Genomic DNA, 11,830 nt, shown 5'->3' with positions numbered 1-11,830 from the left:
GGCGGGAGGCGACGGTCCGGCGCACGATCCGGTCGGCCAGCGCCGGCACGTGCCGGGCGAGCGCCATCTCCGTCCGGCCGCGGCGGGTCGTCGCCACGTCGCGCGGGGCGCGGCGGGCCGTGACCGCGGAGACCACCGCGGCCACCACCCCGTCCAGGGGCTCCGGCCGGGACACCCCGTCCAGGGAGAGGCCCGCCTCACGCGTGCTGTCGTGGATCGGGCTGCGCACCATGCTCGGGTAGACGGTCGTCACGCCGACGTGCGTGCCCACCTCCAGCCGCAACGTGTCCGCGTACGCGGCGAGCGCCCGCTTGGAGACGCCGTAGGCGGCGGCCAGCGGCAACGGCAGCAGCGCCATCCGCGAGGCGATGAACACCACGCGGCCCCGGGCGCGTTCGAGGTGCGGCAGCGCGGCGGCCGTCACCTCCCAGGCGCCGAGGAGGTTGAGCCGGATCTGCTGGTGCACCTCGTTTGAGGGCCGCAGTTCCGCGGGCGCCGGTCCGCCCCGGCCCGCGTTGTTGACCAGCACGTCCACGCCCCCGCCGAGCAGCCGGACCGCCTCGTCGACCGCCTTGGTCACCGACTCGGGGTCGGTGAGGTCGCAGCCCACCACGGGCACCGGTGCCGTCCCGTCCGCCACCAGGTCCAGCCCGACGACCCGTGCGCCGAGTGCGGTGAACCGCTCGCCGAGCGCCCGGCCGAAGGTTCCCGACGCGCCCGTCACCAGCACCCTGCGCCCGTCCATCCGGGGTGCCGTGCGCCGGCCGGCCGTCAGGTCCCGGCTCACCTGGCGGAGGTAGCGGTCCACGTCGATGCGCATGTGCGGGCGCTTCGCACCCCACCGTTCCCGCGCCGCCTGGAGTTCCGAGGCGACCTCGGCCAGCATCCGGTCCCGGTGCGGCCGGCGCAGCCGTCCGGACAGGTGGGCGGCGAGCAGTCTGCCCTGCGCCTCGACGACCGGCAGGGCCGATCCCGTGGACTGCATGAGGCCGACGAAGGACAGCGCGGGCTCGTCGAGCGGGAACACGTGCCGGTACAGGGGCAGCCGCGCCGGATCCGGCACCAGCTCCGGGTCGAGGAAGGGGACGGTCGCCCGGTACCCGGTGCACCACAGGACGTGGTCCACCTCGTCCTCGCGCCCGTCGGTGAAGCGCACCCGGTGTCCGTCGAAGCGCTCGATGCCCGCCCGTACGCCGATCCGCCCGGCCGCCACCAGGGCCGGGACCGTGTCGCTCAGCGTCGGATGGTCCTGGAGCACACCCTCCGGCGACGGGGGCAGCGCCGGCCCGTCCTGCCCCCGGGCCGCCAGCCGCAGCATCGCCTGGGAGACCTGCTGGCGCAGCCGCCACGGCAGGACGGCCGCGAGCGCGCCGTTCCACTGGTCGGTGGGGCGGCCCAGCAGCCGCTTGGGCAGCACCCACACGCCGCGCCGGGCCGACAGCAGCACCTCGCCCGCGTGCCCGGCCAGCTCGGTGGCGATGTCCATCGCGCTGTTGCCGGTGCCGACGACGAGCACCCGGCGGCCGGCGAACGCGGTGGGCTCGCGGTACGCGTGGGCGTGCGAGGACGTGCCCGCGAAGGTGCCGGGGTACGGCGGCTCGGGCAGGCGCGGGGTGTGGTTGTGCCCGTTCGCGACCACCAGATGCGCGACGGTCTCCTCGAATCTGCCGTCGGGGCCGTCCAGTTCGAGCAGCCAGCCTTCTCCGGTGCGCCGGGCGGCGACGAGTTCGGTGTTCATGCGGTAGTGCCGCGGGACGCCGAAGCGCTCCGCGTACTCCCGCACGTACGACAGGAGCTGGGAGCGCGAGGGGTAGTCAGGCCAGTCGGCGGGCATCGCGTGGTCGCTGAACTCGGTGCGCGGCTTCGACGTGTTGAGCCGCAGCCCCTCGTAGGCGGCGGTGTCCCCGGAGAACCGCCACAGACCGCCCAGTTCGGCGGCGCGCTCCACGCCGAACACCTCGACGCCCGCCTCCAGGAGGGCCTTGACCGCCGTGATGCCCGCGACCCCGCCCCCGACGACGGCCACCCGTCCCGGCCCCGCCGTGCCCCGCTCCGCGCCCATCGCCCTCGCGTCCTTCGCCGACCTAATCCAACGTGCGAGGGATTATTACTCCGGACCGGCGCCGGCACCAGACCCCGCCGGCCCGCCGGCCGGCGGCGGACCGTACAGCGCGTCGAGGAATCTGCGCACCCACAGGCGGAACTCGTACCGCTCGCGCTCGCGTTCGGCGGGGGAGGCGGCGGCCAGTGCCGTGACGTGGCCGTGCGCCGCCCACACCAGGCTGCGCACCGTGACGTGCGGCGTCGTCTCCCGGATCGTCCCGGCCTGGGCCGCCTCCAGCAGGGCGCGTTCGACCTCCCCGTACAGCGGCAGCGCGTACGCGCGGTCCAGGCCGCCGCCGCGCGTCGGGTCGAGCCAGCGGCGCAGCCACAGGAACGTCGTGTGCGGGTGTTCCTCCAGGAAGTCCACGAAGCCGTCGGCGAGCGCCCGGAGCGCCGCGGCCAGCGGCGGGCCCCCCTTCGCGGCGGCCTGCCCGAGATCCGCCACCAGCGGGGCGAGCGCCGCCCGCTCCGCCTCGTGCACCCGCTCGAAACAGGCGTCGTACAGGGCGTCCTTCGCCGGGAAGTGGTGGTGCAGGCTCGACACGTCGATGCCCACCCGCGCCGCGATGTCGCGCAGCGAGGTCCCCTCCGCCCCCCGCGCGGCGAACAACGCCGTGGCCTCCCTCAGGATCAGCTCTCGGGTCGGGGGCCCGTCCCGCTCCGCGCGCCGGGGCCTGCCCGGCCCGCGCCGGGCGGGCCGCTCATCGGGTGTCTGACCGCTCTTCCTCATCCGGCCCAGTCTGGCTAGGATCCGCAGACCTCGCAATCAAGCAGTTGGGGGATTTCATGAGCGCTGCCACCGGGTCCGAAGCCGTACCCCCCGGACACCGGGCGGCCCCCGCTGCCGGCACGGACTCCGCCGGGACGGACTCCGCCGGGACCGACACCGGAACCGACACCGGGGGCGGGTCGGAGGTGCCCCGCGCCGCCCTCCTGCGCTACGCCCTCGGCTCGGCCGGCATGGGCGTCTACGTGACCGTCCCCGGGCTGCTGCTCCTGTACTTCCTCACCGACACCCTCGGCGTGGCGCCGTGGCTGGCCGGACTGGCGCTGCTCGTGCCGAAGGCCGTCGACATCGTCCTGCACCCCTTCGTCGGTTCCCTCTCCGACCGTGAGCGCGCCCGCCGGGGCACCAGACTGCGGCTGCTGACGGCGGGCTGCGCGCTCGCCCCGGCGTTCGTCGCGCTGTTCGCGGTGCCCGGGCCCGTGGCCGAGCGGCCGTGGGCGGCGGCGGCCTGGGTGGCCGGCTGGTTCGTCATCGCCAACGCGCTGTTCGCCGCCTACCAGGTGCCGTACCTGTCCACGCCCACCGACATGACGGTCGGTTACCACGGCCGGACCCGGGTCCTCTCCTTCCGGATGGTCGTCCTCACGGTCGGCATCCTGGTCGGCGGGGCGCTGGCCCCGCTCCTGGCGGGAGAGGGCGACTCGGTCGCCCGGTACGCGGTCATGGCCCTGGCGCTGGGCGCCTTCACCGTCGTCTTCCAGGCCGTCGGCGTCGGCGGTGTCCGCGCCCTCGTGCCCGCCGGGCCCCCGCGGGACACCCCGGCCCCGGAGCGCACGGCACCCGGGCGGGCCCTGGGCCAGGTCCGGGACGTGCTGCGCGCCAACCCGTCCTTCCGGGTCCTGGTCTCCTGCTACTTCCTCGTCTCCACCACGACCCACCTCGTGCTGGCCGGCCTGCCGTACTACGCGCGGCACGAACTGGGCCGCCCCGGCTTCACCACCGTCCTGATGGCCGCCTTCGTGGCCCCCGCCCTGCTCACCACCCCCCTGTGGTTCCGCCTCTCGCGGAGCTGGGGCAAGCAGCGCTGCCTGCTGGTCTGCCAGGGCCTCTTCGTCGTCGGCGCGCTCGGACTCGCCGCGGGCGACGCCGCCGGGATCGCGGTGCCGGTGCTGTGCACGCTGCTGCTCGGCACGTGCTTCGCGGGCCTGCAGCTCTTCCCGTTCGCGATGGTCCCGGACACCGTCCGGGCGGGGGGCGGCGCCGAGATCGAGCGGACCGGCGCCTACACCGGCGTGTGGACCGCGACGGAGGCCACGGGCGCCGCGGCCGGCCCCTACCTGTACTCGGCGGCCCTCGGCCTCGGCGGGTACGCCGCGGCACGGGCCGGCGAGGAGGTCACCCAGTCCGGCGGCGCCCACACCGCCATCCTCCTGGGCTTCACGGTGCTGCCTGCCCTGCTCATGGCGGCCGCCCTGGCGGTGCAGTCCCGCTACCGCCTCGACGCGCGCCTCACCCGGGGCGGGGCCGCACCGACGGACGGCACGTGAGAGCGGCCGAGGCGCCTGACGGGGCGTGAAGCGCCGGGCGCCCCGGACCTCACGGCGCGCGACCCGCCGGCGCGGCGGCCCGAGGTGCCCCGAGGGTCAGTCCACCGGCTGCAGCAGCGCGAAGCGGGCCCCCTCCGGGTCCGCGACCGTCGCCACGCGGCCGTGTGCGCTGTCCCGGGCGGGCTTCAGTACCTGGCCGCCGAGGTGCACCACGTGGTCGGCCGCGTCGTCGGCGTCGGCCACCGTGAAGTACGTCAGCCAGTGCGGGCCCCGGTCCCGGGGCAGGGCGTTGCCGACCCCGTGGACCCCGGCCACCGGGCGTCCGTCCAGCTGGAGGGTGACGTAGTCGAGGTCGGCGGAGACCACCGGCTCCTCGTCGTAGCCGAACACCGTCTCGTAGAACTTGGCGACGTGGCCCGACTCGAAGGTCGTCAGCTCGTTCCAGGCGGGCGTGCCCGGCACGCCGGTGACCGCTGTGCCGAAGGGCTCGGCCACCTGCCACACGCCGAACACGGCCCCCGCCGGGTCCACGCCGATCGCCAGGCGCCCGGCGTCGGCGGCGTCCAGCGGGCCCACGCCCACCGTGCCGCCGCACGAGCGGATCACCTCGGCGGTCCGGTCCGCGTCGGCCGAGGCGAAGTACGGGGTCCAGGCGATGGGCAGCCGGCGGTCGGGCGGCAGCAGGCCGATGCCGGCCACGTCGCGTCCGTCGAGCAGCGCCCGCACGTACGGGCCGAGCTGCTCGGGTCCGGGCCGGAACTCCCAGCCGAACAGGGCCCCGTAGAACTCCTCGGTCGCTTCCAGTCCGTGCACCATCAGGCTCACCCAGCAGGGTGTGCCGGGGGTGTGCCGGGGCCCCTCGCCGTTCGGGCGGGCGGTCCCCCGTGCGTCGGTCATCGTCACTCTCTTCTCGGCCGCCCGGCGGCGGCCGTGCTCATCTCGGCCCCGGCGCGGGGTCGTGTCGCATCCGCTCCGCGGAACGTCTCCCGTCCCGACGGGCCCGCACCGGCCCGGGCGCCGCGCACTCACGCGCGTCCCGTGTGACGCCCTGTCCCGGAGGATGCCCGATGTGCGGGCCGTCATCCTTGTCGGCGCGCTGTCGTGCGGGTGGCGATCGGCTGTACAGCATGTGCCCGATCCTGTACGCATGGTGATCGGACCTGTCCGGCGGAGCAGATTAGCCGGACGAGGGCGAGTCGGCCACCCCGTGCGCGAGGATGGTGACCATGAACGCCATCATCTCCGCATCCGAACTCGCGAGCGAACTCGAGGGCTCCCGTCCCCCCGTGCTGCTGGACGTGCGCTGGCAGTTGAGCACCGCCGCGGCGGCCGGTGAGCCGCCCTTCGACGGGCGGGCGGCCTACGCCGACGGGCACCTCCCGGGTGCCGTGTTCGTGGACCTGGACCGGGAGTTGGCGTCCGCGCCGGGCGGCCGCGGCCGCCACCCGCTGCCGGACCTCGCCGAGTTCGGTGCGGCGATGCGCCGGGCGGGCGTGTCGGCGGACCGGCCGGTGGTGGTGTACGACGGCGGGCTGGGCTGGGGAGCGGCCCGCGCGTGGTGGCTGCTGCGCTGGACGGGTCACCCGGACGTGCGGGTCCTGGACGGCGGGTTGCCGTCCTGGGACGGGCCGTTGGAGACCTCGGTGCCCCGGCCGGCCCCGGGCGACTTCGAGCCGGTGCCGGCGGCGGCCGGGGTGCTCGACGCCGACGGCGCGGCGGAGCTGGCGCGTGCCGGGGTGCTGCTGGACGCGCGGGCGGGGGAGCGGTACCGCGGGGAGGTGGAGCCCGTCGACCCGGTGGCCGGACACATCCCGGGCGCGGTCTCGGCCCCCACCACGCAGAACGTGGGACCGGACGGCCGTTTCCTGCCCGCCGGGGAACTGGGCGCGCGGTTCAAGGAGCTGGGCGTCACGGCGGAGGTGCCGGTCGGCGTGTACTGCGGTTCCGGTGTCTCCGGGGCGCACGAGGTCCTGGCGCTGGCCGTGGCGGGCATCCCGGCGGCGCTGTACGTCGGTTCGTGGTCGGAGTGGTCGTCGGACTCGCGTCGGCCGGTGGCGGTCGGACCGGACCCGCAGTAGTCCCGACCCGCAGTAATCCGGACCCGCAGTAATCCGGACCCGCAGTAGTCCTCGACCCGGCAAACGCCGGCCAGGACCGGAAGCACACCAGGGGCGCTCGCCGCACGGCGAGCGCCCCTGAGTGCGTCACTGCTCGTCAACCGGCCGTGGCCCACAGGGCCCGAACGGATTACTCCTGCTTCTTCCGCCGCGTGCCGAACACGATCTCGTCCCAGCTCGGCACCGCCGCGCGGCGCCCCGGACGGACACCGTCCGCCTCGGCCTGCCGGTCGGTGGCACCGATGAGACGGTCCCGGTGGGCGCCGACCGAACGCGGCATCAGCACGTCCGCGTACGCGGACCCCGCCGAGGCGGCGGGCGCGGGCGGTTCCTCCACCTCGGGCTCGCTGTCCGGTTCCTCCGGAGCCGCCTCGGGTGTGCGCTCCGGCACCACCAGGTCGCCCCGGAAGCTGGGCACCGCTTCCAGCAGGCTGGTCAGCGAGTCCCGTTCACCGGCGGCCGACGCCGTGGCCGTGGTCTCCTCGGCCGGTTCGGAGGCCGGGGGCAGGCTCGGCCGTTCGCGGTCGCCGCTGCGGTCCAGCGGCCGGTCGCGCGGCAGCCGGGCGATGCGCGGCACGAACGGGAAGCTGGGCTCGGGCGCGGCGAGGTCGTCGGACTCGCCGATCAGCGAGCGCGCCTCCTCGTCGACGGCCTGGACGAGCCGCCGCGGCGGGTCGTACGTCCAGCTCGCCGAGTGCGGTTCGCCCGCCACCCGGTAGACCAGCAGGACCTCCCAGGTGCCGTCGTCGCGGCGCCAGGAGTCCCACTGCACGGTGTCCTTCTCGGCGCCCCGCAGCAGCAGCCGCTCCTGCACGGCCTCGCCCAGCGGCGGACCGGAGTTCTCCCCGGGCCGCCGGACCGGGGTCTTGCGGGCGCGTTCGGCCATGAAGGCACGCTCGGCCAGCACCGGGCCCTCGAAACGGCGGACGCGGTCCACGGGGATGCCGGCCATCTGGGCGACCTCTTCCGCGGTCGCACCGGCTCGTATACGTGCCTGGATGTCGCGGGGGCGGAGATGGCTCTCCACCTCGATCTCGATCTGGCCGAGGCGGGGACGGTCGCCGCGCACGGCGGCGCGGAGCCGTTCGTCGATCGGAAGCGTGTACTCCGTGCTGTCCGCAGCCTTCAGCACCAGCCGTGTGCCGTCATTCGAGACGGCCACGACACGCAGTTCGGGCATGGGGACCTCCCGGGTGGTGCCTGCCGACGTCACCTGCGTCGCTGCTTCCGCTAGTCGAGTGTGGCCTGCCCGGGTGCAGCCTGCCACAACCTTGCCGAGTTGCCCGGCGTGTCGGGCGCGGGGCCTGAAACGCCGTTATGGCACGGTTACCTGTTCGCAACGCTCAGTGACCAATCGCGTCACCCTGTGCAACTAGCCCCCTCCCGGCGGTCCGCGAAGGTCCCGAGCACCCTGACGGGAGACCGGACCCAGGGCTCGCCACAGTACTCCATTCGGGCCACGTGCGTGGATGGGCGCGCCGCCCAACTTCTCGCAAGGGATGGTACTTGGCCGCCCCTTCCCGACTTCCGCGATCTTGAACGTGGGGAACTTCACGGAATCACCGGAAACGGAACCCGGGACGGGCCTCAGGCCCCCAGAACCCTGCGGAGATAGTCGTTGCGGAAGCGCCGGTCGGGGTCGAGCCGGTCCCGCAGCGCCGTGAACTCGCCGAACCGCGGGTACACGCCGGAGAGATGGGAGGCGTCCCGGGTGTGGATCTTCCCCCAGTGCGGTCGGCCCTCGTGAGCGGTGAAGATGCGCTCGGCCGCGGTGAAATACGCCTGGTGGGGCGTGCCCCGGAACATGTGCACGGCGATGTAGGCACTGTCCCGGTCGGAGGCCGTGGAGAGCGTGATGTCGTCGGCCGGAGCGGTCCGCACTTCGACCGGAAAACTCACCCGCAATGGTGAACGGTCCACCATCGCTTTGAGTTCACGCAGGGTGTCGGGCAGCGCCTCGCGCGCAACGGCGTACTCCATCTCCACGAAACGCACCCGGCGCGGCGAGGTGAAGACCTTGTAGGGAATGTCGGTGTAGGTCCGCGCGGACAGGGCGCGGCTGGAGATCCGCGCGATCGCGGGAATGGCCGGCGGGGCCGCGCGGCCCACCCAGTTGGCCACCTGGAAGACGCCGTTGGAGAGGAACTCGTCCTCGAACCACCCCTTGAGCGGCGGCACCGGCCGCTCCGGTCCCGCGCTGCGGTTGTTGCGCTTGGTGGTGGTGCTGCCGGTGTGCGGGAACCAGTAGAACTCGAAGTGCTCGTTCTCGGCGTGGAGTTCGTCGAACTCAGCGAGCACGCGGTCGAACGGCATCGGTTCCTCGCGCGCCGTGAGCAGGAAGAGGGGCTCCACCGCGAAGGTGATCGCGGTGACGATGCCGAGGGCGCCCAGACCGATCCGGGCGGCGGCGAAGACGTCCGGGTTCTCCTTCTCGGAACAGGTGAGCACCGAGCCGTCGGCGGTGACCAGTTCCAGCGCGCGGATCTGGGCGGCTATGGAACCGGAGTCGCGACCCGTGCCGTGCGTGCCCGTGCTGACCGCGCCGGACACCGTCTGCTCCATGATGTCGCCCATGTTGGCCAGCGACAGGCCCTCCCGCGCGAGCGCCACGTTGAGCCGCTTCAGCGGGGTGCCCGCCTCGACGGTGACGGTCCCGGCCGCGCGGTCGATCTCCCGGATCCCGGTCAGCAGACCGGGACGCACCAGCAGCCCGTCGGTGGCCGCTATGGAGGTGAACGAGTGCCCCGTGCCCACCGCTTTGACCGGCATGCCGTCCTCGGCGGCCCGCCGCACCGCCGCGGCCAGCTCGTCCACGGAGGCGGGCGTGACCTCCCGCGCGGGGCGCACCGTGACGTTGCCCCCCCAGTTACGCCATGTGCCGTTCTTCGCGCTCACTGTGCTGACCAACGGAGCCTCCCCGACCCGGAGCCGGCCGCTTGAGCCGGCGGTACCCCAGGAAACCGACCACGACCGCGACGGCCCCGGCCACGGCCGAGACCCCGTACCCGGCACGCGCCCCGGCCGCGTCGATCACCCAGCCGGCCGCGGAGGAGCCGAGTGCGACCCCGACCGCGAGCCCGGTGCTCACCCAGGTCATGCCCTCGGTGAGCTGCGCGCGTGGTACGTGCTCTTCGATGAGGGACATGGTCGTGATCATCGTGGGAGCGATGGCCAGACCCGCAACGAACAGCGCCACGGCCAGAAACGGCAGGTTCCCGACCAGTAGGAGGGGGATCATACTCACGGCCATGGCACAGACGCCCAGGAGCCAGCGGCGTTCCGCCGGACCCGCGAAGCGCAGCAGCCCGAAGACGAGCCCGGCCACGCACGAGCCCAGCGCGTAGAGGGACAGCACCACGCTGGCGGCGGCCTTGTGTCCCCGCTCCTCCGCGAAGGCCACGGTGACCACGTCCACCGCGCCGAAGATCGCCCCCGTGGCCGCGAACGTGGCGACGAGGACCTGCAGGCCGGCGGACCGCAGGGCGGTGCCGCCGCCCTTGCGCTCACGCGGGTGGGGGACCGGTTCGGTGGCGCGCTGCGCGGTCAGCCAGAAGACACCGACCGCCAGGAAGCAGGCGGCGAGCAGCGGGCCGGCCTCGGGGAACCAGGCCGTGGACAGGCCGATCGAGATGATGGGTCCGAAGATGAAGCAGACCTCGTCCACCACCGACTCGAAGGAGTAGGCGGTGTGCAGCTGCGGGGTCCCCCGGTACAGGGCCGCCCAGCGGGCCCGGATCATCGCCCCGAGGCTCGGCACGCAGCCGATGCCGACACAGGCCACGTACAGCACCCAGTCGGCCCACCCGTAGTGGGCGGCGAACAGCAGCAGGGCGGCCGCCGCGAGGGACAGCGTGGTCGCCGGGCGCAGCACCCGCCGCTGCCCGTACAGGTCCACCAGACGGGAGACCTGGGGGCCCGCCACGGCCGCGGACAGGGCGATCGTCGCGGACAGGGCGCCGGCCAGCCCGTAGCGCCCGGTGATCTGGGAGATCATCGTCACCACGCCGATGCCCATCATCGACAGCGGCATCCGGCCGATGAAGCCCGCGGCGGAGAAACCCTTGGTGCCGGGCGCGGCGAACAGGGCGCGATAGGGGCTGGCCACAGGGTCTCCGGAGGATGAGTAAGACGCCGTCCGAGCCAGCACAGCTTACCGCCCGGTTCACCCGGTTGCACCACTCCAGGGCGGTCTCCGGAGCCGCTCCCGGCCCTCCGTTTCCCGCCCGTCAGCTCCGGTGGCAGGATCGTGGGCATGCCTGACGTGCTCGATCCCAGCCCCTACGACGCCCTGCTCCTGCTCTCCTTCGGCGGCCCCGAAGGCCCGGACGACGTGGTGCCGTTCCTGGAGAACGTCACCCGCGGGCGCGGCATCCCCAAGGAACGTCTCAAGGAAGTCGGTGAGCACTACTTCCTCTTCGGCGGGGTCAGCCCCATCAACGAGCAGAACCGGGACCTGCTGGCCGCCCTGCGCAAGGACTTCGCCGACCACGGCCTGGCGCTGCCGGTCTACTGGGGCAACCGCAACTGGGCGCCCTACGTGACCGACACCCTGCGCGAGATGGTCCGCGACGGCCGCCGCCGCATCCTCGTCCTGGCCACCAGCGCCTACGCCTCGTACTCGGGCTGCCGCCAGTACCGCGAGGACCTCGCCGAGGCCCTCGCGACCCTGGAGGCGGAGGGGCTGGAGCTGCCGAAGGTGGACAAGCTGCGGCACTACTTCAACCACCCGGGCTTCGTGGAGCCCATGGTCGACGGCATCGTCGAGTCGCTCGCCGACCTCCCCGAGGAGGTCCGCGACGGGGCGCACATCGCCTTCTGCACCCACTCGATCCCCACGGCCGCCGCGGACACCTCCGGCCCGGTCTCCGAGCACGGCGACGGCGGCGCCTACGTCCGCCAGCACCTGGAGGTGTCCCGGCTGATCGCCGACGCCGTCCGGGAACGCACCGGCGTCGACCACCCGTGGCAGCTCGTCTACCAGTCACGCTCCGGAGCCCCCCACATCCCCTGGCTCGAACCGGACATCTGCGACCACCTCGAGGAGCGGCACGCGGCCGGCGTCCCGGCCGTGGTCATGGCCCCCATCGGCTTCGTCTCCGACCACATGGAGGTCATCTACGACCTCGACACGGAGGCCGTCGCCAAGGCGGACGAACTCGGGCTGCCGGTCCGGCGCTCGTGCACCGTCGGCGCTGACCCGCGGTTCGCCGCCGCGATCCGCGACCTGGTCGCCGAGCGGGCCGCCACCGAGCGGGGGCAGGAGGTCGCGCCGTGCGTCCTGGGCGCGCTCGGCGCGAGCCACGACGTGTGCCCGGTGGGCTGCTGCCCGGCCCGCG

9 protein-coding genes are annotated in these 11,830 nt (G+C 74.0%); 3 read left to right on the top strand and 6 right to left on the bottom strand.

Annotated features, from left to right (window positions below; genetic code table 11):
* Nucleotides 1-2,062: SDR family NAD(P)-dependent oxidoreductase (locus G3I53_RS01665; RefSeq protein ID WP_164437959.1), on the bottom strand; the 2,062-nt coding region annotated here is incomplete at its 3' end.
* A gap of 45 nt (nucleotides 2,063-2,107) precedes the next feature.
* Nucleotides 2,108-2,833, bottom strand: coding sequence for a TetR/AcrR family transcriptional regulator (locus G3I53_RS01660; RefSeq protein WP_164332473.1), 726 nt, complete (start codon nucleotides 2,831-2,833; stop codon nucleotides 2,108-2,110).
* A 56-nt stretch (nucleotides 2,834-2,889) separates the two neighbouring features.
* Between G3I53_RS01660 and G3I53_RS01655 the strand changes: the two genes are divergently transcribed.
* Entirely contained in the window at nucleotides 2,890-4,377 is a 1,488-nt protein-coding gene (locus G3I53_RS01655) for an MFS transporter (protein ID WP_164332472.1), read from the top strand.
* A 96-nt stretch (nucleotides 4,378-4,473) separates the two neighbouring features.
* Here G3I53_RS01655 and G3I53_RS01650 read toward each other — a convergent pair whose 3' ends face one another.
* Nucleotides 4,474-5,274, bottom strand: a complete 801-nt coding sequence (locus G3I53_RS01650) for a VOC family protein (protein WP_164339074.1) — start codon at nucleotides 5,272-5,274, stop codon at nucleotides 4,474-4,476.
* 329 nt (nucleotides 5,275-5,603) lie between these two features.
* Between G3I53_RS01650 and G3I53_RS01645 the strand changes: the two genes are divergently transcribed.
* Nucleotides 5,604-6,455, top strand: a complete 852-nt coding sequence (locus G3I53_RS01645) for a sulfurtransferase (protein WP_164437958.1) — start codon at nucleotides 5,604-5,606, stop codon at nucleotides 6,453-6,455.
* Nucleotides 6,456-6,624: 169 nt separating this feature from the next.
* Here the strand turns inward: G3I53_RS01645 and sepH are convergent, their stop codons facing one another.
* From sepH to G3I53_RS01630, 3 genes are all read right to left on the bottom strand, one after another.
* Complete coding sequence (gene sepH / locus G3I53_RS01640) at nucleotides 6,625-7,674, bottom strand: septation protein SepH (RefSeq protein ID WP_164333672.1); 1,050 nt, start codon at nucleotides 7,672-7,674, stop codon at nucleotides 6,625-6,627.
* A gap of 407 nt (nucleotides 7,675-8,081) precedes the next feature.
* On the bottom strand, nucleotides 8,082-9,401 hold the full coding sequence (locus tag G3I53_RS01635; protein ID WP_164333671.1) for a D-arabinono-1,4-lactone oxidase: 1,320 nt from the start codon (nucleotides 9,399-9,401) through the stop codon (nucleotides 8,082-8,084).
* Nucleotides 9,361-10,599: an MFS transporter gene (locus G3I53_RS01630; protein ID WP_164333670.1), complete on the bottom strand. Its 1,239-nt coding sequence runs from the start codon at nucleotides 10,597-10,599 to the stop codon at nucleotides 9,361-9,363. The genes G3I53_RS01635 and G3I53_RS01630 overlap by 41 nt, the downstream gene beginning before the upstream one ends.
* Before the next feature lie 147 nt (nucleotides 10,600-10,746).
* On the opposite strand from G3I53_RS01630, the gene G3I53_RS01625 reads away from it, so the two are divergent.
* On the top strand, nucleotides 10,747-11,830 hold a 1,084-nt coding region (locus tag G3I53_RS01625; protein WP_164437957.1), incomplete at its 3' end, for a ferrochelatase.

Source organism: Streptomyces sp. SID14436 (assembly GCF_010548465.1).
Classification (GTDB): Bacteria; Actinomycetota; Actinomycetes; order Streptomycetales; family Streptomycetaceae; genus Streptomyces.
Note: the sequence above shows the minus strand (reverse complement) of the source record. Positions and strands in the feature narration are given on the sequence as shown.

Excerpts from the sequence above, each read along its gene's own strand:
- G3I53_RS01660 (WP_164332473.1), bottom strand. The coding sequence starts at position 2,833 with ATGAGGAAGAGCGGTCAGACACCCGATGAGCGGCCCGCCCGGCGCGGG.
- G3I53_RS01655 (WP_164332472.1), top strand. The coding sequence starts at position 2,890 with ATGAGCGCTGCCACCGGGTCCGAAGCCGTACCCCCCGGACACCGGGCG.
- G3I53_RS01650 (WP_164339074.1), bottom strand. The coding sequence starts at position 5,274 with ATGACCGACGCACGGGGGACCGCCCGCCCGAACGGCGAGGGGCCCCGG.
- G3I53_RS01645 (WP_164437958.1), top strand. The coding sequence starts at position 5,604 with ATGAACGCCATCATCTCCGCATCCGAACTCGCGAGCGAACTCGAGGGC.
- sepH (WP_164333672.1), bottom strand. The coding sequence starts at position 7,674 with ATGCCCGAACTGCGTGTCGTGGCCGTCTCGAATGACGGCACACGGCTG.